Below are 25,206 nucleotides of genomic sequence, written 5' to 3'. Positions count from 1 at the left end.
TAGCGCATAAAGTTGAACTGAGACCGACAAAGGAACAAGCTGTCTATTTAGATAAAGCTTGCGGTTCACGTCGTCATTGTTACAATCAATTACTGGCTCACTTTAAAGAAAACAAATAGTCTAAATCAGCCGCTTACCAATATTATATCAAAGTCATTCGCAATGAATTTAACTGGTATACAGAGGTGTCTAGTCGTGTGACTCGCAATGCCATTGATGATTTAGATAACGCATTCAAACACTTTTTTAGACGAATTAAAGCCAAACAAAAAGCAGGATTTCCACAGTTTAAAAAGAAAGATGTGAATAACTCTTTTGCATTACGAGAAAAAGCTAAATTTGATGTTGATGGATGTATGTTGCGAATAGAAAAGCTCAAAACCAAAATAAAACTGCGTTTTGATGGCATCGCTAAATAAGTGACTATCAGTAAAAAAGCAGGAAAATATTTCGCTTCTATTTTAGTTGAAACCCAAGAATACAATCCAAAGGATGTTGAGCGTCAACCCAGTGTTGGTGTGGATTTCGGGATTAAAAGTTTAGCCACTTTAAGTAATGGAGTGGTTTTTCCAACTAACCAAAAATTGAAAGTGAGTCTTAATAAACTCAAGAAATATCAACGTGCTTTGTCACGAAAACAAAAAGGTAGCCAAGCTCCGAGTGGCAAAACTACATTTTCATATTAGTAATCAAAGACAAGCCGTATTACATGAATTAAGTGATTATTTGACTGGTCACTTTGACCGCATTGTGATTGAAGACTTGAATGTTAAAGGTATGGTGAAGAATCATAAGTTAGCACGTAGCATTGTTGATGCAGGCTTTGGCTATTTACGAACACAGATACAATACAAAGCTAAACTACGCAATTGTGAACTGGTTATTGCCAATCGATTCTTTCCAAGTTCTAAAACATGCTCACAATGCGGTCAAATTAAAACAGAGTTACGTTTAAGTGACAGAACGTATCATTGTCATTGCGGTTTAGAAATTGACCGTGACCTCAATGCAGCTCTAAACTTAAAACCTATGGTGTGGACACGTTACAGCCCACCTAAACGCACATAACAGACTTGTCAGACAATGTTTCATTGCTCAGTTGATGACGATGTGAATAAATTGAACTAACAGATTAGTTCAGATTTATAGTAACGGTGTCAATCCCGTTCAGCTTAGTTATTAATGAATGAGATTTTAGGTTCAAAGCTAACACTCCAATTTAATGTTTGAGTTTATGCCTTGTATTGAGTACAAGCTCATGCATCACGTCATGTTTTGTCTATTTAATCAATTGCTTTCTATATGATTCAATAGTGTGACCATGGCATTGATTAGGATGTATCTGCAATAAATTGCGCCAATGAGACAAATCCACATCATCAATGATGAGCTCAGGCTTTGGTAAAAAACCTAAAAAACAATCCTTAATTCCAAATTCTTTAGCACTCGACTGAGCATATTCAGCACCACCAGAACTCCAGCAATACATTAATGCACCTTGATCTTTCAATGCCTTGATATGCTCAATTACTGTAGGTATTGGAATACGTTTAACCCCATAATTTCTGACAAATGTTTCATCAACATCCACGTAAACATAAAATGGTTGGTTCATTTTTCAATACCTATAAAATTTAAAGACTTAGTCAAGTTCTTATATGGTGCACGGAGTATAAAAAGTAGAATCCTATCACAATGGCTTGGATATCTAATAAAATTTATAAGTTACAAGAATAGCTGATAGGTTTATAACTAATTGAACTATTTTGTATTTTCTAAAAACTATCTGAAGTGTTAATTATATATTTATCATTATCTACTTTATCAAAGACATATTGTCCATATATTCATTTGTTTCTTATTTGAAAAAATATTGCATACTATTATGCTCATGAATCTATGTACTAAATGATATTTTTAATTTACAGTAAATAGCTATCAAGTAAGGTCATTTAACAAACCATAGGTAAAAAATATGCACTATCTAGTCAATTTATGGATAACAAGTATTTGAAAAAAGACATGTTTTCAATCAGTAACAAGGTATCTTTGTTGCATTATTAGATATACGAGAGGTTAAAAAGTTTTAAAAATATGAACGACAACAAAAATTATACAATTCTCATTGTTGATGATAATAAAAATAATTTATTTACTTTACGCACTCTCATTCTTCAGCATCTGGAAATTCATATTTTAGAGGCAAATTCAGGGCAAGAAGCTTTAACCATATTAATGATTGAGAAGGTGGATTTGATTATTTTGGACATCCAGATGCCTGAAATGGATGGTTTTGAAACCGCAACAATTATCCGTTCAATTCACAAAACTCAACTTATTCCCATTGTATTTTTAACTGCTGCATATAAATCAGATGAATTTCAAGCTAAAGGTTTTTGCATAGGGGCAACAGACTATCTTACTAAGCCGATTGATGCTGCACAATTAATCAATCGTATTAATCTTTATCTGCGTTTTATTGAGAAAGAACATCAACATGCACAAGTTTTAGAGCAACGGGTACAAGAGCGAACGGCGGAATTGGCACAAGCCAATGCCCGTTTATCCAAAGCCAATGCTGAGTTAGAACAATTAGGACATTACAATCAATTGATTTTAGAGAGTGTAAACGATGGGATTTGTAGTTTTAATTTATCAGCAAAAATGACCTTTATGAATCCTTCAGCAGCACAGATATTGGGCTATTCATCCAAAGAGCTGATTGGGCATTCTGCTTGTGAAATTTTTTCCAACAATGAAGAAGCCAACGAAGAAATTTTTATCAATGGTGTTTTTTATCAAGCGATTTCTAAAGGGAAGTCTTATCAAAGCGAAAATATGCACTTATATCATAAAAATGGCAATGCTTTTCCCGTTGAATGTGCCCTTTTGCCAATTCAGGGTCATGACAGTATCACAGGTACAGTATTAACCTTTAGCGATATTACTAAACGAAAACAAGATGAACAAATACTCAAAGAAGCCAAAGAAAATGCAGAGGAAGCCAGTAAGGCTAAAAGCTATTTTCTCGCCAATATGAGCCATGAACTGCGCACTCCACTGAATGCAATTATTGGCTACAGTGAAATATTAAAAGATGATTTGGAAGAGGAAGTAGATACAGATGAATTGCTAGAAAATAAAACAACACATATACAAGATTTAGACAAAATTCATCATTCTGCCACGCATTTACTCTCTTTAATCAATGATGTGCTCGACGTATCAAAAATTGAAGCAGGCAAAATGGAGCTTTTCAATGAAAATATTCAAGTTTCCAGCTTATTACATGACGTTTTGGAGCAAGCTTTTCCACTCGCAGCCAAAAAATCCAATAGTTTAGAAATTGAGTATAATGATGAGCCGCTATATTTATACACTGATCGAATTAAACTGTATCAAATTTTGCTGAATCTGATTAGTAATTCTTGCAAATTTACTGAGCATGGAGAAATACGAGTCACAGTAAAAATATCTAATACAAAAGAATCAGATAAGAGTTGGATCTGTTTTTCTATTTCTGATACAGGTATAGGGATGACTCCAGCACAATTACAAAAGCTATTTAATGTATTTACCCAAGCTGATGCCTCAACCACCCGTAAATATGGTGGCACTGGATTAGGGCTTCATATCAGTAAGCGTTTTTGTGAAATGATGGGTGGCTATATTGAAGTTAATAGTGAACTAGAAGTAGGTAGCAGATTTAGTGTGTATTTACCTTGGAAAACAAAAGAAAAAGCATAAATTGAACCTTAAGCATTAATAGTGATAGGCTAGCTGACTGTCTTTTTATTTATTTCCAGAAAAACAACCCTCATATATTATTCAATAACCCATAGATAAATAATATGTAGCACCCAGTTGTTAATACATCAAAAAATATATGGAAATATTATTGATTGTAAAAAAGGTATTTTTGTTGCAGCAATTAGGCGTGTCAGGGGTTACAAAATATCCACTTATTTATCCTGACAATAGGCTTAAAAAATTATGAATGACGCCAAAAATTATACCATTCTTATTGTTGATGACAATAGAAACAATTTATTTACTTTGCGCACTCTAATTCTTCAACATGTGGAAATCAACATTGTAGAGGCAAATTCAGGACAAGAAGCATTAACTGTGCTGATGACTGAATGTGTAGAATTGATTATTTTGGATATTCAAATGCCCGAAATGGATGGTTTTGAAACTGCCTCAATTATCCGTTCCATTCAACAAACCCAGCACATCCCCATTGTATTTTTAACTGCCGCATATAAATCGGATGAATTCCAAACCAAAGGCTTTGGCATAGGGGCAATAGACTATTTAACTAAGCCGATTGATGCCACACAATTAATCAGCCGTATCAAGTTGTATCTACGCTTTATTGAAAAAGAGCACCATGCAAATATTTCAGAGCAACGCGAACAAGAGCGCACGGTTGAATTGGCACAAGCCAATGCACATTTATCTAAAGCTTACAATCAATTAGAAAAATTAGGGCTTTACAATCAACTCATTTTAGAAACGGTGAGTGATGGGATTTGCGGATTTAACTTGTCAGCAGAAATTACATTTATGAATCCTTCTGCAGCACAAATGTTAGGCTATTCATCCCAAGAAGTCACAGGGCATTCTGCTTGCCACATTTTTTGTCAAGATACTAATCTCAATATAAAAGAAGCCTTTATCAATACGCCTTTGTATCAAGCTATTTTCAAAGGGCTGTTTTATCAAAGTGAGAATTTACACTTTTATCATAAAAATGGGAATATTTTTCCCATTGAATGCGCCCTAGTGCCGATTCAAGGTCATGACAGTATTACAGGTACAGTCTTAACCTTTAATAATATTACTAAACGTAAGCAAGTTGAGCACATGCTGAAAGAAGCCAAAGAACATGCCGAGCAAGCCAATAAGGCTAAAAGCTATTTTTTAGCAAATATGAGCCATGAACTGCGCACCCCACTCAATGCAATTATTGGCTATAGCGAAATATTACAAGAAGATATAGAAAATATAGAGGCATTCTTAGAAGATAAAACAATATGTCTACAAGATTTAACCAGCATCCAAGATTCTGCCAAGCATTTACTCTCTTTAATCAATGATGTCCTAGATGTATCAAAAATTGAAGCGAGAAAAATAGAGATTTTTAGTGAAAATGTTCAAATTTCTACATTATTGGATGAGATTTTAGAACAAGCTTGTCCTTTAGCAGCTAAAAAATCTAACAATTTAGATATTGCCAATATTGATGAGTCGTTATTTTTATATACGGATCGCACTAAGCTGTATCAAATTTTACTTAACCTTGTTGGCAATGCTTGTAAATTCACTGAACAGGGTAAAATACAGGTAACAGTAAAAAGATTGGCCACAGAAGATTCAGATAAGGGTTGGGTTTATTTTGCTGTTTCTGATACGGGTATTGGTATGACTCCAGAACAACAAGAAAAGCTATTTAATGTATTTACTCAAGCTGATGCCTCAGCTACCCGAAAATATGGTGGAACTGGTTTAGGGCTTCATATCTGCAAGCAGTTTGCTGAAATGATGGGAGGCTATATTGAAGTAAATAGTGAATTAAATATGGGCAGCACATTTGCTGTATATTTGCCTTTAGTCTCTATAGAGGAAACAGCAGAAATTAACGCTTAAAGTAAAATATTAAGACTGACTGCTAATCTTAAATGAAAATGTATCACATCATACAATTAAATAAGGCGCTGCCATGACTCTTAACCTAAAAACTAAGATATCAGTTAGTTTAAGCATAGTATTGATTCTATTTCTGCTATTAAGCATTGTTGCAGTACGCAGTCTTCAACAATTAATAAATGCCAGCTATTGGGTAGAACATACCTATCAAGTTATCGATCAAGCAAAAACCATTCAAGCGGTGGCAATGGATATGGAATCAGGTGCCAGAGGGTTTTCACTAGCAGGCAAAGAAACGTTTTTACAACCTTATTTACAAGGCATCAATGATTTTAATACTCGAGTTGAACAATTACAAATAACAGTCAAAGATAATCCCCAACAAGTCAGACGTTTAGAAGAAGTAGAACATATTATTCAAAAATGGCGTGAAGAATGGATTGAAGTACAAATTGAATTGCGGCGCAAAATAGGTGATGCCAAAACCATGAATGACATGACAAAAGAAATTACAAAAGCGCATGGCAAAACTTATTTTAATGAATTTAGACAACAAATTAAAACTTTTATTAAGCGTGAGCAAGCCCTATTAATTCAGCGTCATGAAAGGCTTGAAACCGTGATGGAATCTAGCCGCAAGCATGTTAATGTATTAGATGAATCTAATCATTGGGTTGAACATACTTATGAAACGATCACTTCGGCTAAGATAATTTTAGCTTATGCGATTGATATGGAAACAGGGGTACGTGGCTTTTTATTATCAGGCGATGAAGAATTTTTGCAACCTTATAATCATGGCAAACAAGCCTTTTTTACTACACTCAAAACCTTACAAACTGAAGTCAATGACAATTCAACTCAAGTAAATCGCCTCACGCAAATAGAAACCACCGTCCAAACTTGGATAGATAAAGTGGCTAAAACAGGTTTGTCTTTACGTTATGAAGTCAATGAAGGCAAAAAAGAGGCGGTTGAGATTAATCAATTTGTCGCTAAAAAACAGGGGAAGCAGTATTTTGATAATTTCCGTCGGCAAATTGCGGTATTTATCCAAACTGAACAAGAGCTCTTAATTAAACGAGCACAGCATACTGAAACGGTTTTGACTGAAAACAAACAAAATCTTGAATATATTAAACAAAATGATGATTGGGTAGAACAAACTTATCTTGTGATAGACCTTGCTAATAATCTACTCATTGCTGCTGTTAATATGGAAACAGGAAAACGCGGCTTTCTATTGTCTGGTAAGGAAGACTTTCTTGAACCTTATATTGAAGGCAAAAAAACCTTTAAGCAAATATTATCTACTCTAAAACAAGCAGTATCAGATAACCCACCACAAGTGACTTTACTAGAAGAACTTACAGATACCTTAAATAAATGGCAGGCAAAAGTGGTTGAGCCTTTGCTCATATTACGCCGTGAAATAGGTGATTCAGAGACCATGGATGATATGGCTGACTTAGTAAGATTGGGTAAAGGAAAACAATACTTTGACCAATTTCAGGCAAAAATGGCAGAATTTACTGCTAAAGAACAAAGTTTAATGCTGGTGCGGCGCGAAAAAAGTCTGTCTTTAGCTAATATGAGTATTAACACCCTGTTTTGGGGTACATCAATATTGTTGTTATTTGGCATTGGTTCAGGGCTTTATATTATTCGTGAGATTTTACGCCAAGTTGGTGGTGAGCCTGCAGCCATTTCTCAAATTACCGCGCAAGTTGCACAAGGCAATTTAGCCATTCCTGAACAAGAAGCAGGACGTAAGGCCACGGGGGTTTATGCTTCTGTACAACTGATGGTTAAAGAACTGCGCTTAATTCTCAATGAAACAGGACAGGTATTAAAACAGCTCGCCGAAGGCAATATGGACGTTCAAATCACGGGCAAATATGCAGGCGATTTCATTCATTTAAAAACGGCTATGGAATCAACCGCCTCTCAATTAGCTGAAGCCAAAACCAAAAATGAGACTGAAAGCTGGCTGAAAAACGGGCAAACTCAGTTTAGTGAACGAGTTAGCGGCGAACAAGATATTAAACAGTTGGCGGAAAATATCATTAATTTCTTGACTCCTTATGTCGATGCTAAAGTGGGGGTATTTCATTTACTGTTTACAGAACAAGATAAACTTTATTTGAAAATGATGGCTTCTCATGCTTATGTACGGCGTACCGATGGGGCAAATACGATTAAGATTGGTGATGGTATTGTGGGACAAGCAGCTTATGAGAAAAAAATGTTTACTATCAATCATTCACCTGAAAACTATCTCAACATTCAATCTAGTTTAGGCACGGCTGCACCAACCGAGATTTTAGTAATTCCATTCTTGTATGAATCTGAAGTTAGAGGCGTGATTGAATTGGCTTCTCTAGTGCCATTCACAGATGTGCAATTAGAATTTTTATCTCAAATAATGTCTAGTGTGGCGATTGCAATTAATACCGCTGAATCTCGTACTAAGATGCAGGTATTGTTAGAACAAAGTCAGGCTCAATCAGAAGAGTTAATTGCCCAGCAAGAACAAATGCAGCAAACCAATGAGGAGTTGCAATCGCAAACTGAAGAATTACGCTCTCAAACTGAGCAAATGCAATCCCAGCAAGAAGAGTTACAAGCACAACAAGAAGAATTGCGTCAAACCAATGAAGAACTGGAAGCCCGCGATAAATTGATGACTGAGCAACAAGTGGCGGTTAAACAGAAAAATCAAGAATTGGAAAAAGCTAAAATTGCGATTCAAACTAAAGCGGAAGACTTAGCACTTGCCAGTAAATATAAATCAGAATTTCTTGCCAATATGTCACATGAATTGCGTACCCCATTGAATAGCCTATTAATTTTAGCACAACTTTTAATTGAGAACCAAGAAGAAAATTTAACCAACAAGCAACTTGAATGTGCTCAGACCATCTACAGTGCAGGCAATGATTTATTGACCTTGATTAATGAAATTCTCGACCTGTCCAAAGTTGAAGCGGGCAAAGTTGAAATTCATCCCGAAACTATTGTTTTGTCAGAGATGGTGCAGATATTAAAACAGAAATTCATGCACGTTGCGGAAGAAAAATCACTTTATTTTGAGATTAAATCAACTGATAATTTACCTGAAACCATTTACAGTGATGCACAACGCTTAAATCAAATTATTAACAATCTATTGTCAAATGCGTTTAAATTTACTCAACAAGGTGGTATTACTTTAGAAATCCGTCAGCCCAATGCTGATGATAATTTATCCCATAGCCAACTGAAAGCAGAATATAGTATTGCAATGAGTATCACTGATACAGGGATTGGTATTGCTAAAGAGAAACAAAAAGTGATTTTTGAAGCATTCCAACAAGCGGATGGTACAACCAGTCGTCGTTTTGGTGGCACGGGCTTAGGTTTATCGATTTCTCGGCAGCTTGCCCAATTAATGGGTGGTGAAATTCAATTGCATAGTGATACGGGTCAAGGCAGTTGTTTTACCATTTTCTTACCTGAAACTTATGACGTGTCAGCTAAATCAATTGATATTACGCCTCCCGTGATTACAGCCCCTAAAAAAGCACTTCCTGCGCCTTCCATTCAAACGCCTATTGTCAAAACGCCGCCGCCAAGCATTGCTCAAAAAACAATTGTTATACAAGATGACCGCGATGACTTACAAACAGATGAGAAATCTTTATTGATTGTTGAAGATGAACAAGATTTTGCTCAAGTCATTCAACAATTGGCGAAGGAAAAGGGTTTTAAATGTTTAGTGGCTTTGGATGGGCGTAGCGGTATTGAATTGGCTGAGTGTTATCGACCTAGCGCGATTATTTTAGACGTTCGTTTACCTGAAGTGGATGGCTGGAGTGTGATGGAACATTTAAAAGATAATCCTGATACGCGTCATATTCCTGTGCATTTTATTTCTGGGGATATGCATCAACAACAAGCGAAGCAAATGGGGGCTATTGGTTATGCCTTGAAACCAATTAGCCTCACAGAGCTGGGTGATACGTTTAGCAAAATAGAACAATTTATTGATAAAGCTGTTAAAAATCTATTGGTTATCGTAGATAGAGACGAGCATTATCAAAATATTTTAGACATTCTCAATAATGAACAAGTCGATATTATCCGAGCCAGTGATTGTGCTGAAGCCTTGGAACAGTTAGCCCAAGCAAAATATGAGTGTGTGGTGTTGGATTTAACAATTGAAAACGATAGTGGTATTAAATTACTGACGGATTTTGCCGCTGATAACAGTTTGTTAGATATTCCGATTATCATTTATCCAGAGCGTCCTTTGACCCAGCAAGAGGAAACAGCTTTGGACACTTATAATAGTCAGCTCACGCTTAAAATGGTGACTTCGCCTGCCCATTTGTTGGATGAAGCAACATTATTCTTGCATCAAGTGGAATCACGTTTACCGTCAGCCCAGCGTGAAATGTTGAAGCTTGCCCATGACAAAGAAGCACAGTTGAAAGATAAGAAAATCTTATTGGTTGATGATGATGCACGCAATGTATTTGCCTTAACCGCGACTTTAGAAAGTAAAGGCATGAAGGTGTTTATGGCTCCAAATGGTAAACGGGCTTTAGAACAACTTGAGAAAATCCCTGATATTGATATTGTATTGATGGATATTATGATGCCAGAGATGGATGGCTATGAGACCATGCAACGCATTCGTCAGCAAAGCCTTTTCCGTAAATTGCCAATTATTGCCTTAACTGCTAAAGCGATGAAAGAGGATGCTAATAAATGTATTGAGGCGGGTGCAAGTGATTATTTAGCTAAGCCTGTGGATACCAATAAGTTACTTTCGTTGATGCGGGTTTGGGTGGTGCGTTAATGTTTAGCTTGTTTGATATGTTGTTTCTTGAAACAGAGTTTCTGGTGCATACACTACCAAGCTGAGCTTGGTAGCGAGCTGTTGCTGAAAACGGACAAATTAAACGAGCTAGACACAAAATATTGAGATATGAAAAATATGGATAAGCTGGAGAATATAGGGTTTAGCTCTTGGTTTCAAAGCAGACTCTTTACTGATATTATGCTGTATCCCCGTTTTCATCAATATGAACGATTTTTGAGCGATCTAATTGCTTCAATTTAGGCTAATATAGCTATTGCTCAATGGCGGGTTACTTAGGTTCTAAACCTTCAATCGTCATTAATTCAAAACGTAAAATATCCCCTTTTTCATCATGTTCCACTTTAACAGGTAAAAATTGTAATTGTGTGGCACACCACAGAGTTGTCTGTCGCTCACCATCGGGTGAAATACGTTTAAATTGAATTACTTCTAAATCACCTAATGGTGTTTGCAAAATCTCGGTTTTTGCTAATTGAGGATTATATTGCTTAATTTTACCACTATCCACAATTTTATAAGAAGATAAACTGTAGTTTTCCTGTCTCAAAGCTTGCATGACAGCCAATTGATACGACATTTTATCTAACACATCAGCATCTAATGTAATTTCCCAAGGTTCATCTTGTTTAATCCCAATCGCAATATCTTCATCCCAGTGAAATAAAATAATCTGATGCCGCTCTTTTTTACCGCCTGTATGATGATAATTGTATTCTAAAGGCTGAATCACCTGATTTTCAAATACAAAACGACTGGATTCTGCAATCTTATCTCGCCGAAATAATGAAAAAAAGCCTGTTGTTTCACTCTCAGAGCTGAATAGATATTCCTGATTTTCCAAGATTTCTAAACGTCGGATGCTCGTGCCAATATGCAGACCTTTAGCATACACATGATAAGTTGCTGTGAAAGGTGTAAGAAACTCTCCTGCTATTGCTGGCCACATACAAGACAATAAAATCAATACTAAAAACATCCGCATATATTTGCTCTCCAACTGCTAGGCTTGCACTTTTAGTCTAGGATGTGTTATACAAAAATAACGTAGCAGGTATATGATTAATGTGAGTTTGTACCCATGTTGTGCTGCTGCTATCATTTAACCTGATAGGACGAGCAACAAAATATATATTTTATATGAAAACCCACTAAAAATACCTCATAATGATATAAAAATATGTATTGTTAGGAGATATTTAAATGCCCATTTATGAATATGAACATACACAATCAGCATGTAAGCTTGGCCAACTATTTGAATTTAAACAATCAATTCATGATGAACCACTGACTCAATGCCCAGAATGTGGAACACCCGTTGAAAAACGTATTTCTTTGATTGGCATTTCCATGCCTAAAACCAACACAGAAATTCGTGATATGGGTTTGACTAAATTGGTGAAACGGGACGACGGCGTATACGAAAATGTAACGCGCCGTGACAATGATGAGCATCGGTATATGGAATATGGAAAACCTGAAACCATGCCTAATTTAAGCAAAATTATTAGTGATTAATTAATGGAACATGCGCTGATACCTTATTCTGCAACCACAACCTTACCTATAGGTGGTGTACTGGTGCTTGCACCGCATCCTGATGATGAAGTATTTGGCTGTGGTGGTGCAATTATGCAGCATATTGCCCAAGGTCAGACGGTTCATGTCGTCATTATGACTGATGGGCAGGCAGCAATGCCGTATCAGCATGAAACTTATAGAGTTGCATATATTTCTCAACGTCAGCAAGAAAGTTTGCAAGCCGCGAAAATTTTAGGTTATGGGAAACCGATCTTTTTTGATATTTCGGACAGGGATTTACGTAGTTCTGACGACTTATTAGCTCAGCTATCAGATGTGATTAAATCACACAATATTCAGCATGTATACGCACCATCGATTTTTGAAATTCACCCCGATCATATTGCCTTGGCTAAGATTGCAATTGAATTGGCGCAACGCTGCTCAGATGTGCAATTGATTATGTATGAAGTGGGTGTGCCCTTGATGCCAAACCGCTTACTTGATTTAACCACATTATGGGAACGCAAAAAAGCCGCGATGGCCTGTTTTAATTCACAATTAGCTTTGCAAAACTATGATAAACATATTGCAGGTTTAAATACCTATCGAGCTTATACTTTGCCTCAAGCAGTTAAAGCCGCCGAAGCTTATTATGTAGCCAGCCATGATGAGAATTGGTCTCAATTGATTCATACTTGTGAACACTTCCGTACCAATGCAAATATTGAATAAATAAAGCGTTTAGGGTTAGGTTTATTTAAATAATATGTAGTGAGTAAATGAGGAATCCAACACTTTTGCTTTGAAAAAATCCAGCCAAAATAAATACGCTCCAATTTGGCATTTTTTAATGAATAGTATTTATCTTCATAAGTTTTCTATGCTCATTGAAACTATTGAATAACATGATGGTCAATTATTTCCCTATTTCCCTCTCTTATCTATACAAATTTCAACCAAACTCTTAATCGTATTATTATGATGTCATTCACTTAGCAACTAATCACAGATTCAATATCTGGACTTTTTAGTTAAAATTACCGATACTGGGATTTTGAATTAGCCTTTTAAAAAATATGGAAATTAAAACTTTTATTCATGAATTCGCGATGTTTTGGATAAAACAAGCTTATGCCTGTTTATTTGGCTTTTATCTACTAGGTGTTATCGTTATTACTAGCTATTGGTATCCATTAGAAAGTATTTATCGTTATGATTTCATCTTTTTATCTGCCATTGGTTTTCAAATATTGTTACTTGCAACCAAGCTTGAAACAACAAGAGAATCTATTGTGATTATTGTTTTCCATCTTGTTGCAACCGTCATGGAACTATTTAAAACCTCCAATGCAATTGGCTCATGGAACTATCCTGAAGAGTTTTTCTTTGGTATAGGAAATGTCCCTTTTTTTACGGGTTTTATGTATAGTGCTGTTGGCAGCTATATCGCTCGCATATGGCGGATTTTTGAATTTGAATACTCTTGTTATCCCCCCAAATCATTAACAATAGTGGTTGTTTTACTGATTTACCTTAATTTCTTTTCTCATCATTACATTTGGGATTTTAGATGGGGATTGTTAGGGATTGTTATATTAATGTTTTATAAAACAAATGTTTACTACAAAATACTAGAGACACATCGACACATGCCGTTATTACTAGGCTGGTTTTTAGTCGCTTTCTTTATTTGGATTGCTGAAAATATTGGAACATTTACAGAAACATGGATTTACCCAAATCAAATCCATGGATGGGAACTGGTTTCAATTGGAAAGTTGAGCTCTTGGTATCTATTGATGCTTTTGAGTTTTGTGCTGGTTTCACTTGTGAATAATACCAACATACGTAAAACTGAGGTAACTACCCATAGCCCAACTATGTCAACAGAAAAAGCGGGGTAGGTGCTTGATGATGTATTCATCTTATTGTTAAATCTTTTCAGCACACATAGCGATAAATTAGATTGCTGTTGCATGATATTTGCGAATCAGCAATCTAAAACTTAAATTATGCCATGACGTTCTCTTGTTCATAACCATATTCAATCCGAATTTTATCAAATACTGATTGGATTTCATGTTCAAACGCTTCTAACTGCTCAATTTCTTCACTGCTATAAGTCGATTTTAAACGTCGGGCTTGAGCTAAAATCGGCAATTGTGATAACTGTTGTACAGGGACACCACGCTCTAGCATTGAAACCCCTTGCGCGTAAATATTAAGCATCAAACGCAATAACCAAATTTGTTTTTGTGGTGAGCAAAAGCTATCAATTTCATCCATTGCATTTTGTTGCAATACGCCTTCACGAATCAATGCCGCGCCTTCCAATACCCAACGCTGTGCAGGTGATAATGCCTCAGGGCCCACTAAGTTAACGATTCGCGCCAATTCATCCGATTGTGCTAATAAGCTCAAGGCCTTGCTACGGAAACGCAGCCATTTTTCATCAATATTATCAGCCCACCACTGCTGTGCCACATCGATATAACCTGAAAAACTATCATTCCAATCCACAGAAGGATAATGACGCGCATCAGCTAATTCTTTAGATAACGCCCAAAAAGTTTGGATGATTTCTTTGGTATGGCTGGTGACAGGTTCAGAGAAATCACCTCCCGGTGGTGACACCGCACCAATTAAAGTCACTGAGCCTTTTTCTTTGCCCAAGGTTTCAACCCGTCCAGCACGCTCGTAATATGCAGCTAAACGTGAGGCTAAATACGCGGGATAACCTTCTTCAACAGGCATTTGTCCCAAACGTCCCGCCACTTCACGCAATGCCTCAGCCCAACGGCTGGTTGAGTCAGCCACCATCACCACGTCATAGCCTTGGTCGCGATAGTACTCAGCAATCGTTACTCCGATATAAATCGATGCTTCGCGTGCAACCACAGGCATATTTGATGTATTGGCAATTAACAATGTCCGTTCCATTAAAGAACGTCCTGTGTGCGGGTCGATCAATTCGGGGAAGGTTTCCAAAATATCTACTAATTCATTACCGCGCTCGCCACAACCGACATAAATCACAATATCCGCATTTGCCCAACGTGCAATTTGATGCTGCAACATGGTTTTACCCGCACCAAAAGGGCCGGGGACTGCTGCTTTTCCGCCTTTTAATAATGGGAAAAAAGTATCTAAAATCCGCTGACCTGTGAGTAATGGCACAGCGGCATGGTCGCGTTTGGTATAAGGGCGTGGTGAGCGTACAGGCCAACGATGGAATAAACTTAAATTACGAATTTCACCATTTGGCTGCTTGACTCGGGCAATCTGTTGCTCAATGGTAAATTCGCCTGCATGGGATAATTCAAGCAATTCACCACTGCAATCGGGTGGCACAAGAATACGGTGCATAATGGTTTCAGTTTCTTGCACTTTACCCAATAATTGCCCACCGTTGATTTGTGAACCAAGTGCTAATTGACTGTTGGGGACAAATGACCATTTTTGCTCACGGTCTAAAGCATCAACTTCCAAACCACGGGCAATAAAATCCCCGCTTTTTTCAAAAATTTTATTCAGTGGACGTTGCACACCATCGAAAATCTGTCCTAATAAGCCCGGCCCTAATTCAACTGACAACGGATGTCCTAAGGCCCGGACGGATTCTCCCGGTATTAAGGATTCTGTGGATTCATAGACTTGTACGGTTGCATTCTCGCCTTCTAAATACAGTACTTCGCCCATTAAGCTTAAATGCCCAACCCGTACTTGTTCACCATTTCTAACCCCTGGTAATTTGATAATTACAATAGGCCCATTAATGGATAAAATTTCACCAATACGCTCGTTCATTTATAGACTCCGAATAGGACTGGCTGTCGCAAATAATTGAGTATTCATTTCTTGATAAATATCATCAAGTAAACGCTCAATAATGCCATCAAAAGTGTTATCGACTTGAATTCGATTATCTTGGCTGCAAACTAAGACACCACCGAGAAAGGCTGGTTTTTCTGTGGATAAAGTGCAGGGTTTGTTAATGCCACACTCTTGAATAAGGTCACACCATTGTGCGGCTAATAAATCATGGTCTTGTTGATTGACTAAGACTTCTAGCGCATCAGCTTCAATACTCTTGGCGGCATGTTGTAAATATTGTTTTAGAACGCTTAGATATTGTTCTGGTTGTTGTGTCACTTTTTGTAATTGTTCACGTAATGCGTCCATTGCTGATTGCATCAAAGACCAACGGACTTGATCGAGTTCAGATTGCATTTTGATTTCATGGGCTTGGATAAGGCGGTGATATTCTTGTTCTGCCGCCGTTTTTGCTTCTTCGGTGGCCTGCTCTTCACGACGACGTAAACGTTTTGCAGAGTCTGCTACAATTTTTTGGCGTTGTTGATCTGCACTGGAAAGATGACTATCCGCCAGTGTTTGAGCACGTTGCAGGATCGCCTGCTCTAACTTTTCAATTTGTGAGTCGGTTGCTGTAGTAGCCATAGTATCAGTTAACAATAGTGAGTTAAAAGGATTGGCAGTCTTACATTTTTAAAATACGCTATTTTTAACTTTGTCAGGATTGCCAGCTCTAAAGTAAATAGGATTTGGTCTCATTTGGTTTGAAATAGCCAATATAGAACAATCGGTAATGATATTAAACCGAGTAGAAATAGAAAGCTTAACCATTTGTTTTGATGGAATGCTTGCTGTTGCTGTCGTTGTGTCGTTTTAGTTTTTTTCTTCTGGTGTTGGGTAAACGAAACCACTTTGTCACCAGATTTTTTACGCTGATTCATAAAATTGTCTTCAGTTAGCTTAACTGGACTGTATACAGCATAGAGTATCAATATAAAGGGATTTTGACAAAAGGCATTTTTCAATTTAGAGACGTTTAAATCATTTTCTGATTGCCTATAATCATTGAATTTAAGCAGGCAATAAGATATGGGAAAAGTATTGACAGCAACATAATAAGAGCCAAATGGGGTAGTAAACATTAAACTCCGTCTAAAAATAAACTCTAGTAGGGTGGAATAGCACAGCGTATTCCACCAAAGATGTTGGGCATTGAAAAGGTGGAATACGATGCGTGATAATGAGTCCATACTTGATTAATATTCGGGGTGTCTCTATTCCACCCTACATAAATATTTCATACAAACGATTGATTTATATTGATAAAAATAACCTAGCATCAGTAGTAATTTAAAAGCTCAAATTATAACGGCGTAGAGTATAGTTATAAATTCATAAGGTTTTAACTTGAAATATGACTATTACCCATAGGCAACCACACACTAAACATCGCGCCTGAGTCTTCTGGATTATTAGATGCTTTCACTGAGCCACCATGATAATTCACAATTAAACGCACCATGTATAAGCCCAAACCTAAATGAGGTTCTTTTGCATCAGTAGATTGACGAAATGAAACCATTGATTCAAATAAATGCTCTTGCATATCAATTGGGATATTGGCTCCTCGATTGAGTACCGATAAATAAGCCATACCGCGCTCCTGAGTTAATTCGACTCTAATTGCTTGTTTATTATTAGAAAAATCAACTGCATTAGACACTAGTTTATCTAGCATTTGAGCAATCAAATCAGGTGCAACATAAGCAACCAATGGCTGATTAGGCAAAATGGAATGAAAGCGTTGTTCAGGATAAGCTAAGCGATAACCCGCAACACAATTGCTCAGTAAATCTTTTAAATCTACTTGCTCTCGTTCTGCATCTTGCAAAGCTTGTTCTAAACGAGTGGCTTCACTTAGACGGGTAATAGTTGTATTTAAACGTTCAATACCTTGTTTCGCACGCTCAATGTACACGATTGAATGTTCAGATAAATCTTGCTCCAATTCTAAATTTTCCAAAGAAGAGCGTACAACCGCAATCGGGGTTCTCAATTCATGAGATAAACGACTGGCCATGCCTTCTAAGTAATTATTATATTGATGTAATTTTTCTAAAATACTGGAAAAACTGCGTGATAAATCCCCAATTTCATCTTTTGCATCAGAACCAATTTTAGTGACGGTAACGCGCCCATTAATATCAATTGCGGTTTCAGCTTGATTGCGCAAATGACGTAAACGAATAGACAAACGACTGGCAAAAATAAGCAATAACAGAGTGACAACGGTAAATAACAACAAGGTTTTATTGAATAAATTAGCAATGGCTTGACGTTGTACGGTTTGAATACTGTGACTGGTTTCCTCAACCATCACCGCTCCAATGACTTGATTTTGACTACGAATAGGATGCACTGCGGAAACAATGACCGCTTTTTTATCATTGGTAGAATGCCAGCGCACGTCAGGTTGGCCATTGAGCGCATATTGAATTTGCTGATAATACAGCCCATCATTTTGACGGCTGTCATTAATTTTATCTGATGCAGGTGGCAGCAATAGACTGAATATATCATTTAAAGGATGTTCGTTTAATTCTCGGTATAAATCACCATAAGAGGCTAAAATCCGGCGTTGTTTATCCAAAACCCATACTCTACGTCCAGGACCATTACCTAAGGCTTGAATGATTTGATTAATTTTGGGGGATTTTACATAAATATGCCCTGTTTCATCATTTTTCTCAATGCCTACATTGGCCACTAAGGCTTTTAATTGACGGCTTTCTTTATCATCGACATCACCAATTGCAAAGCTGAATCGTTCCCCCATTAGGTTGAGTGGAATCCGAATTTCAATAATATAACCTTCTTCATTTTCCGCCCAAGTGCCATGAATACGTCGTTCTGGATTAGACAGTAAAGTATCACTATAAGCTGAAACACGATAACCATTGACCCAGCCCGCTTTAGATGGCGCGATAACATAACGATGTAAATGCTCTTCATTATCTTGAATCATCACTTGTAAATGGTCGCTACGATTTAATTCCAAATCACCTTGGTTACGATAAATAATGGATTTATCTTTGACTATGAATAAGTTATACAAATAGTTTCGATAGATGCCTGCGACATGTTGAAATGAAACCGATTCAGTTGTTTCGACTGGGTTGGTCTCAGATATTGAGTATAAGGTGTGTTTTTCTGAGTAGTTTTGGGCTTCAAATAAATAATCTTCCCAATCACTAGTATTACCATCTAAATGGAATGCAATTCTAAATTGGCGGACATCTTCAATTGGCTTATAAAATTCAACAACATCACTGAGTTGACGATTGAATAATTCAGGCTGATTATGTAAAACACTGGCAAGGGCGTGAGAGGCATCTTTGAGAGAGGTTTCGAGATTATCACGTAAATATTTTTCCATTTCTAATACGTACTCATAACCCACATAGGGAATACTGAATAACGTCAGAGATAGCAATAATACTTTACTGCGAATGGTTAAACTCATGGTACATCCTCTGACTTCCAACGATAGCCCATACCATAAATTGTTTCAATTGCAGAAAACTTAGGGTCTATGGTTAAGAATTTTTTGCGAATTCGTTTGATATGCGAGGTAATGGTGCTGTCATCAACTTGCACATTAGCTTCTTTCATCAACTGGTCACGTTGTTTGACATGTCCTGGATAACGGGTTAAAGAATACACAATCCAGAATTCGGTCAATGTTAAATCAACGGTAATGCTTTTCCACGTAATAGTGAGACGATTACTATCAATGCTCAACGAACCACGCTCAATGAGGCTATCATTTGACGCTGGCATTCGTAACGCATCAACACGTCGAAATAAAGCCGCTATCCGTGCTAATAAATGCGGCATACTAATATCTTTATTCAGATAGTCATCTGCACCTAAACGCAAACCTGATACAGTATCAAATTCACTGTCACGCGCTGTCAAGAAGATAATCGGTAAATAATGCGACATGGCTCGAATCTCACGACACAAATCAAAGCCGCCTTCAACTTCATCTTCCAAACCAATATCTAGTAATACGAGTTCAGGTAAACGGATTTGAAAAGCTGCCAACGCTTGGGGACGATTGATATAGGTATTAACATCATAACCTTGTCTGCGTAGTACTACTGCATAGTTTTCTCGAATTGCTGGCTCATCTTCAACTATGGCAATTCGTCTTCCCATCTTCATGTTCCACTATTTCAATTAACAATGAACAATTATCAATTAACCACGCTCAATTATCAACATTGTTCTAAATAATACTTCTGACAGCCTTTGAAAACGCCCATTGTATAAGGAGTTAAATATTTAAAATGTCATCATCAACATTCGCTATCATAATTATGGGTAATCAGGAATTAGAAATAAGATGGATCAAAGTCATAGTGAAGAAATAAGAGAAAGAGCATTGGAGTATGTAGAGAAAGGAGATAAAGTAAAACAGGCCTGCAAAATATTTAAGGTAAGCCGAATGAGCCTACATAGATGTAGAGATATGTTAAAAACAAAACATGACGCGGCGCGTCTGGACTGCATTCCAACGAAGCTCGTTGGAACGAGACAATACTGCCAAAGAAAGTACCAATAATGATGAAAGCCTTGACTTAAGCAGCGGTATTGCACTTGTAAGTGTTGACTCTGCTGGCTTACTTAGTTTAATTGGTAACGACGAAGGCTTACTCATCATGGATGAAAGTGATCCCAAGAATCCGATTCCTCTATCAATACTCCATTTAAAAAGAGACAAATAGATTTTATAAAATATCCAGTACCTAAAATCAAACTTGGGTAATTATCCAATTTATACAGAAGACTGCAATGAATCACTATGAATCAATAAATCATGTAATTCATTCAATAGTTCACTTCTCTGATACGCGCCTTTTTGAAAAATAGCATGGACTTCATGTGATAACGTTTGTCTGTCAGCGGTTGTAATATCTTTTGCTGTTAGTACGATAATCGGAATTTGGCGTTGTTGTTTTTTCTCACGTAAACAGCTAATAAATTCATAGCCATCCATTTCAGGCATCATCAAATCCAATAAAATCATGTCAGGCTTTTGGGCGATAACCATATCCAAACCAACTTGTCCATTATTTGCAGCAACCACTTCCCAGCCATCTTTTTGTAACATTTGCTTAATCATGTCACGGATCATGATGTCATCTTCAACAATCAATACTTTTCCATAACGTGATGTCGCACGATATTTATTTAATACTTGTGCAATCTGAGCTTGATTTACAGGTTTTAACAAATATTCAGCCGCGCCCAATGAATAGCCTAGTTCATGATTTTCAATCATAGACAACATCACGACAGGAATGTTTTGTAACTGAGCATTGCCTTTTAACTCTGTCAACACTGCCCAGCCATCCATTTGTGGCATCATGACATCTAAGGTAATCAACTGTGGTTTCAGTTTCTGCGCCAATTGTAAGCCTTCAGAACCACTTTTAGCCGTAACCACTTTATAACCTAGATGTTGAATATGTTTACTCAGTAATGTTCTGACATTTTCATCATCATCAATAACCAATACGGTTGCTTTCTCTTCTTGCAATACAGGTAATGCTTGCTCCAATTCAGGAATAGTTTGCCGACTTGCCATTTTAGTTGGAAATCGCACGACAAAGGTACTACCATGGCCTAATTCACTTTCGACACTGACTTCACCGCTAAGCATTTTGGTAAAACGTTTGGTAATCAATAAACCTAAACCCGTACCACCATATTTGCGTGTGGTTGAAGCATCAACTTGACTAAATGCTTTAAAGAGCTTTTTCTGTTGCTCGATTGAAATACCAATTCCTGTATCTGTAATGGCAAAGCTAACCCATTCAATATCATTGATCCATTGCTTACTGACTTTCAGGATCACAGAACCATTGTCGGTGAATTTAGATGCATTACTGAGTAAATTAAGTAAAATTTGTCTGATTTTAGTAACATCAGAGTGCATCAAGCCAATATTAGGTTCACACTCAAAAACAAGATTATTATGGCGTTGTTCTAGTAAAATATCCATCGTTACAATAACTTCCTCCAATATTTTTTGAATATCAAAGGTTTCATTGTAGACTTCCATTTTGCCTGATTCGATTTTAGATAAATCTAATATGTCATTGATAAGGCTGAGCAAATGCCGACCTGCCGCATTGATTTTGATTAAATCTGATCCTACTTCCTCTGTGTCTAAATCGTCTAACTCATCTTGCAACATCTCGCTATAACCAATAATGGCATTCAGCGGGGTTCTTAGCTCATGGCTCATATTGGCAATAAACTGGCTTTTGGCACGATTACTGTCTTCTGCTGCATTTTTAGCAATGGTTAATTCTTTATCAGATTTATCAATTGCCATCACCATTTCGTTAAATGCCGTGCCTAATTGACCCACCTCATCATAACGGGTTTCATCGGCTCGTACTTGGCGTTCACCTTGGCGTACTTTGTCTGTGACATCCAGCAAATTTTTAATTCCAGCGGTTAATCCTCGTGCCATAAATATCGCGAATATAATGCCGACTAAAATCGCCAACAGGGTATATATCAGGCCATTTCGAGTCACAATTTGTAGGTTTTCTTGTACTTGACTGTTAGAAATCCCTACTCTAGTCCAGCCTATCAATTGACCATCAGATATAATCGGTGATGCAATATCTAAATAAAGTTCTGTTTGCCATAATATTTGGGTTATTGGTTTTGTTTTACTATTGAGTAACTTGTCACTTTTGTGGTCATTCAAATAGCGGCCAATAAATTCACCAGTGGTATGGGCTAACACTTGTCCACGATTGGAAATAACCATTGCGTAATCGATACCGGGGTAACGTTTTTGATAGCTTAATATTTCATTCAAGCCAACCACATCACTAGCCAATACCCATGAACTACTGTTCGCAGCTAGCATTTCAGATAGCGCAACCGCCTGCTGTACACTGTGCTCTTGTAAAAAATGTCGTTCCCGTTCAGTTAGGTCTAAAATAAAAATAGTCATCAATACCGCGTGGACTAAAGCAATACCTAATACCAGTTGATGTTGAATAGAACGATGCCAGTAGCGGTTAATCCAATGCGCCAATTTTTGAATTGGACTTATGATCCACTGATACAGATAATTATGTGTTAATGGAGTACAGCATGATTGGATTATTTTCCACGATTTCATTGATGTTTTTTGGTGAAAATTCGCCATAAATTCTCCTTTATTCAATATGTTGAAAATTATATTTCTTGAAACATATTGAAAAGCATGAGACAGATGCATTACCCTCGAAGGTTTACATATCTGTTTTATTTTTATTAGTTAACAATGATTGTATTTTTAGTATTTTATTAACCAAATATTTTAGTGAAATTATAAATTAATTTTAAATCAGGGTATTAGATGTTTTTTTAATATGCAACCATGATTTAGTGTGATTAACATCTCCTATTTTCAGGACTGTAAGGCCTTGAAGAGCTCACAATCCCAATAAATATAAAGAAGAATTGCCTATCGTTATAAAAACAATCCAAACCATAGGTAAAAATAGTGCCGCAAAAAACTTGAATTTTTGTAAGGCTATTAACTTTATTTACATGACGATCAATGAAAAATCACTTACTGACTGTTTGGCGGTCTAATTTCTTGGGTGAATGTTTGAATAAATTCCCTTACAGTTTTAAAGGTTTTACTATTGGCCACCTCAAATTTAGATAATGGCATCCGTGCTAAAATTTCTTGACCCGCTTCATTTTCGTGTAAGCTAAACAGTAAATCAGAGACCTGTTGCACAATCTCTTGTGGTACATCAGCACGTACAACTAAGCCATTATTTGGCAAGGTTGGGGTTTCCCATTTTACTTCAAGTTCCGCCGCAAAATCAGGTTTTTCTTTTAAAAAGATTTTCCAAGGTAATGGCCATGTTGCAGCCGCAGCCACTTTGCCTAAATAGGCATTCATAATTGAGGATTCTTGAGAACCCACATATAAATTTTCAATATCTTGATTAACGTTAACCCCATTGCTGTGTAAGAAATATTGAGGAAGCATGGTTGCAGCCAAAGCAGTTGGAGCGGGATAGCTTACTATTTGACCTTTTACATCTATAGGTTGTTTGAGAGGACTGTCTTTGCGAGTGATAAAAATACCTCGGAAATTTTCATCATCACCCATTTTGCCAAAAATCACATAGCCTTTATCTTCAGCAGTAATTGTTTGATAGGGATTAGGTAACGCAAAGTGAAATTTGCCTGAATAGAGTTTCTCCTCATAAGCTGCATAGTTTCTGGATGCTTCTAATCGGAACTGGATATTATCAAAATGTTGGCTTAAGTAATGTGCCACAGGCCCATAAACCATTTGTAATTGTTGTGGGTTATGTAAAGGATGAACCCCAAAAATATATTCTTCTTTTTGCGTGGCTGTTTTATTACCAAATTCTGGTTTGTACTGTTGTTCTACGTTTTCTTGTCCGCAGGCAACTAATAGCATTACCAAGCTTAAACCCAAAAGCCGTTTTATTTGAATCATAACAATTACCCCATTATTATTATGTTTAAATATAAAAACACTAGAACTGACACATTAACAAAATATTGCACGTGTAACTAGTGTTGATTTGTACAACATATAATTAACTTTCATAGTACAAAATAGCTAGTTGTAAATTATTGTAATAACTTGTTATAAAAGCTATTATTAAACTTCAGATGAAATAAATACACAAATAAAAAATATTTTTCAGCCCATTTTCAAAGGTTTATAAAAATACAGTTTGCTAGCATATAGAATGCTTATTTGAATAGGTTTAGGTTGCTTTAGTATTGCTTATTTTTGAATTATATTGTTTAAGCATTATTATCTCGTTCCCGCATGGTATGTGGGAATGTCTTCATGACGTGTCACGTCAAGTATATTCATGTCACGGCGCGTCTGGACTACATTCATGTAGCGCATAGGAACGAGGCAAGCATCATATAATCTATGCGTTAAATTACTGAGCCATCAGCAATATCAAGATAGATTTAAAATAATTTTTAATAGGTAAGCAACAAAAGGCAGGCTCTGAGTTTGTGAAAAAAAGTACAAGCCCATAGGTTTGGTTGAAAATGAAACTATGTAACGAAACATAAACAAAAGAGTACGGCTTTTACTGTTCGTTGGGAAGAACCAATAAAGGAGCGGTAGAGTTTTGAGAATACATACTATAGTGAATTTCCATAATAGGCGCAATCGTCAACATCCAAACCAGTACAGGCAATTACGATTTTATTCTGGGTAGTGGCGGCAAATCAGGTTATACCTACCGCTTACAAAATAA

At 36.7% G+C, this 25,206-nt stretch carries 19 protein-coding genes and 1 pseudogene; 11 read left to right on the top strand and 9 right to left on the bottom strand.

Annotated elements, in window-relative coordinates:
* The 3 genes and pseudogenes from ABXH34_RS07720 to ABXH34_RS07710 form a co-directional block, all read left to right on the top strand.
* Positions 1-119, top strand: a 119-nt coding sequence (locus ABXH34_RS07720; protein ID WP_353571295.1) for a helix-turn-helix domain-containing protein, incomplete at its 5' end; no start/stop codon positions are given.
* A 66-nt stretch (positions 120-185) separates the two neighbouring features.
* The gene (locus ABXH34_RS07715; RefSeq protein ID WP_353571294.1) at positions 186-419 is read left to right on the top strand and encodes a hypothetical protein; all 234 of its coding nucleotides are present in this window, start codon (positions 186-188) and stop codon (positions 417-419) included.
* Positions 420-1,068, top strand: a pseudogene (locus tag ABXH34_RS07710) (RNA-guided endonuclease InsQ/TnpB family protein).
* A 211-nt stretch (positions 1,069-1,279) separates the two neighbouring features.
* On the opposite strand, the gene ABXH34_RS07705 reads toward ABXH34_RS07710, so the two are convergent.
* Complete coding sequence (locus ABXH34_RS07705; RefSeq protein ID WP_353571293.1) at positions 1,280-1,615, bottom strand: HAD family hydrolase; 336 nt, start codon at positions 1,613-1,615, stop codon at positions 1,280-1,282.
* 479 nt (positions 1,616-2,094) lie between these two features.
* On the opposite strand from ABXH34_RS07705, the gene ABXH34_RS07700 reads away from it, so the two are divergent.
* From ABXH34_RS07700 to ABXH34_RS07690, 3 genes are all read left to right on the top strand, one after another.
* Positions 2,095-3,747, top strand: coding sequence for an ATP-binding protein (locus tag ABXH34_RS07700; RefSeq protein ID WP_353571292.1), 1,653 nt, complete (start codon positions 2,095-2,097; stop codon positions 3,745-3,747).
* A 246-nt stretch (positions 3,748-3,993) separates the two neighbouring features.
* Positions 3,994-5,652 (top strand): ATP-binding protein, encoded by a 1,659-nt coding sequence (locus ABXH34_RS07695; RefSeq protein WP_353571291.1) that lies wholly within the window; start codon positions 3,994-3,996, stop codon positions 5,650-5,652.
* A 73-nt stretch (positions 5,653-5,725) separates the two neighbouring features.
* Positions 5,726-10,495 carry a CHASE3 domain-containing protein gene (locus ABXH34_RS07690; RefSeq protein WP_353571290.1) on the top strand — a complete coding sequence of 1,590 codons (4,770 nt, stop codon included), beginning with the start codon at positions 5,726-5,728 and terminating at the stop codon, positions 10,493-10,495.
* A 292-nt stretch (positions 10,496-10,787) separates the two neighbouring features.
* Here ABXH34_RS07690 and ABXH34_RS07685 read toward each other — a convergent pair whose 3' ends face one another.
* Entirely contained in the window at positions 10,788-11,501 is a 714-nt protein-coding gene (locus ABXH34_RS07685) for a DUF3108 domain-containing protein (protein ID WP_353571289.1), read from the bottom strand.
* A gap of 218 nt (positions 11,502-11,719) precedes the next feature.
* On the opposite strand from ABXH34_RS07685, the gene ABXH34_RS07680 reads away from it, so the two are divergent.
* The 3 genes from ABXH34_RS07680 (at position 11,720) to ABXH34_RS07670 (ending at position 13,947) form a co-directional block, all read left to right on the top strand.
* Positions 11,720-12,037: an FmdB family zinc ribbon protein gene (locus ABXH34_RS07680; RefSeq protein WP_353571288.1), complete on the top strand. Its 318-nt coding sequence runs from the start codon at positions 11,720-11,722 to the stop codon at positions 12,035-12,037.
* Positions 12,038-12,040: 3 nt separating this feature from the next.
* Complete coding sequence (locus ABXH34_RS07675) at positions 12,041-12,775, top strand: PIG-L deacetylase family protein (RefSeq protein WP_353571287.1); 735 nt, start codon at positions 12,041-12,043, stop codon at positions 12,773-12,775.
* A 344-nt stretch (positions 12,776-13,119) separates the two neighbouring features.
* Positions 13,120-13,947 carry a DUF817 domain-containing protein gene (locus tag ABXH34_RS07670; RefSeq protein WP_353571286.1) on the top strand — a complete coding sequence of 276 codons (828 nt, stop codon included), beginning with the start codon at positions 13,120-13,122 and terminating at the stop codon, positions 13,945-13,947.
* Positions 13,948-14,053: 106 nt separating this feature from the next.
* Here ABXH34_RS07670 and ABXH34_RS07665 read toward each other — a convergent pair whose 3' ends face one another.
* From ABXH34_RS07665 to pdsR, 5 genes are all read right to left on the bottom strand, one after another.
* The gene (locus ABXH34_RS07665; RefSeq protein WP_353571285.1) at positions 14,054-15,850 is read right to left on the bottom strand and encodes a V-type ATP synthase subunit A; all 1,797 of its coding nucleotides are present in this window, start codon (positions 15,848-15,850) and stop codon (positions 14,054-14,056) included.
* Complete coding sequence (locus tag ABXH34_RS07660; protein ID WP_353571284.1) at positions 15,851-16,501, bottom strand: V-type ATP synthase subunit E; 651 nt, start codon at positions 16,499-16,501, stop codon at positions 15,851-15,853. It lies immediately after the preceding gene.
* A 110-nt stretch (positions 16,502-16,611) separates the two neighbouring features.
* The gene (locus ABXH34_RS07655; protein ID WP_353571283.1) at positions 16,612-16,797 is read right to left on the bottom strand and encodes a hypothetical protein; all 186 of its coding nucleotides are present in this window, start codon (positions 16,795-16,797) and stop codon (positions 16,612-16,614) included.
* A gap of 461 nt (positions 16,798-17,258) precedes the next feature.
* On the bottom strand, positions 17,259-19,379 hold the full coding sequence (pdsS, locus tag ABXH34_RS07650; RefSeq protein ID WP_353571282.1) for a proteobacterial dedicated sortase system histidine kinase: 2,121 nt from the start codon (positions 19,377-19,379) through the stop codon (positions 17,259-17,261).
* A complete protein-coding gene (pdsR, locus tag ABXH34_RS07645; RefSeq protein WP_353571281.1) occupies positions 19,376-20,077 on the bottom strand; it encodes a proteobacterial dedicated sortase system response regulator in 702 nt (233 codons plus the stop codon). Before pdsR ends, pdsS begins: the two co-directional genes overlap by 4 nt.
* A 187-nt stretch (positions 20,078-20,264) precedes the next feature.
* Here pdsR and ABXH34_RS07640 point away from each other — a divergent pair, with 187 nt between their 5' ends.
* Both ABXH34_RS07640 and ABXH34_RS07635 read left to right on the top strand, forming a co-directional pair.
* Complete coding sequence (locus ABXH34_RS07640) at positions 20,265-20,483, top strand: IS630 transposase-related protein (protein ID WP_353571280.1); 219 nt, start codon at positions 20,265-20,267, stop codon at positions 20,481-20,483.
* Positions 20,407-20,646 (top strand): hypothetical protein, encoded by a 240-nt coding sequence (locus tag ABXH34_RS07635; RefSeq protein WP_353571279.1) that lies wholly within the window; start codon positions 20,407-20,409, stop codon positions 20,644-20,646. The genes ABXH34_RS07640 and ABXH34_RS07635 overlap by 77 nt, the downstream gene beginning before the upstream one ends.
* A 50-nt stretch (positions 20,647-20,696) precedes the next feature.
* On the opposite strand, the gene ABXH34_RS07630 is transcribed toward ABXH34_RS07635, so the two are convergent.
* Positions 20,697-23,096: a response regulator gene (locus tag ABXH34_RS07630; protein WP_353571278.1), complete on the bottom strand. Its 2,400-nt coding sequence runs from the start codon at positions 23,094-23,096 to the stop codon at positions 20,697-20,699.
* A 408-nt stretch (positions 23,097-23,504) separates the two neighbouring features.
* A complete protein-coding gene (locus ABXH34_RS07625) occupies positions 23,505-24,416 on the bottom strand; it encodes a phosphate/phosphite/phosphonate ABC transporter substrate-binding protein (RefSeq protein ID WP_353571277.1) in 912 nt (303 codons plus the stop codon).
* Positions 24,417-25,206: the final 790 nt, after the last annotated feature.

The sequence above is a fragment of the Candidatus Albibeggiatoa sp. nov. BB20 genome (assembly GCA_016744725.1).
Lineage (GTDB): Bacteria > Pseudomonadota > Gammaproteobacteria > Beggiatoales > Beggiatoaceae > Albibeggiatoa.
This window is presented reverse-complemented; position numbering and strand designations above follow the sequence as displayed.

Bases quoted from the DNA above. Each gene is read 5' to 3' on its own strand.
- ABXH34_RS07665 (WP_353571285.1), bottom strand. From the start codon at position 15,850: ATGAACGAGCGTATTGGTGAAATTTTATCCATTAATGGGCCTATTGTA.
- ABXH34_RS07625 (WP_353571277.1), bottom strand. From the start codon at position 24,416: ATGATTCAAATAAAACGGCTTTTGGGTTTAAGCTTGGTAATGCTATTA.
- ABXH34_RS07690 (WP_353571290.1), top strand. From the start codon at position 5,726: ATGACTCTTAACCTAAAAACTAAGATATCAGTTAGTTTAAGCATAGTA.
- ABXH34_RS07675 (WP_353571287.1), top strand. From the start codon at position 12,041: ATGGAACATGCGCTGATACCTTATTCTGCAACCACAACCTTACCTATA.
- ABXH34_RS07655 (WP_353571283.1), bottom strand. From the start codon at position 16,797: ATGAATCAGCGTAAAAAATCTGGTGACAAAGTGGTTTCGTTTACCCAA.
- ABXH34_RS07680 (WP_353571288.1), top strand. From the start codon at position 11,720: ATGCCCATTTATGAATATGAACATACACAATCAGCATGTAAGCTTGGC.
- ABXH34_RS07670 (WP_353571286.1), top strand. From the start codon at position 13,120: ATGGAAATTAAAACTTTTATTCATGAATTCGCGATGTTTTGGATAAAA.
- ABXH34_RS07630 (WP_353571278.1), bottom strand. From the start codon at position 23,096: ATGGCGAATTTTCACCAAAAAACATCAATGAAATCGTGGAAAATAATC.
- ABXH34_RS07685 (WP_353571289.1), bottom strand. From the start codon at position 11,501: ATGCGGATGTTTTTAGTATTGATTTTATTGTCTTGTATGTGGCCAGCA.
- ABXH34_RS07635 (WP_353571279.1), top strand. From the start codon at position 20,407: ATGACGCGGCGCGTCTGGACTGCATTCCAACGAAGCTCGTTGGAACGA.
- ABXH34_RS07700 (WP_353571292.1), top strand. From the start codon at position 2,095: ATGAACGACAACAAAAATTATACAATTCTCATTGTTGATGATAATAAA.
- ABXH34_RS07695 (WP_353571291.1), top strand. From the start codon at position 3,994: ATGAATGACGCCAAAAATTATACCATTCTTATTGTTGATGACAATAGA.
- ABXH34_RS07705 (WP_353571293.1), bottom strand. From the start codon at position 1,615: ATGAACCAACCATTTTATGTTTACGTGGATGTTGATGAAACATTTGTC.
- ABXH34_RS07660 (WP_353571284.1), bottom strand. From the start codon at position 16,501: ATGGCTACTACAGCAACCGACTCACAAATTGAAAAGTTAGAGCAGGCG.
- pdsR (WP_353571281.1), bottom strand. From the start codon at position 20,077: ATGGGAAGACGAATTGCCATAGTTGAAGATGAGCCAGCAATTCGAGAA.
- ABXH34_RS07640 (WP_353571280.1), top strand. From the start codon at position 20,265: ATGGATCAAAGTCATAGTGAAGAAATAAGAGAAAGAGCATTGGAGTAT.
- pdsS (WP_353571282.1), bottom strand. From the start codon at position 19,379: ATGAGTTTAACCATTCGCAGTAAAGTATTATTGCTATCTCTGACGTTA.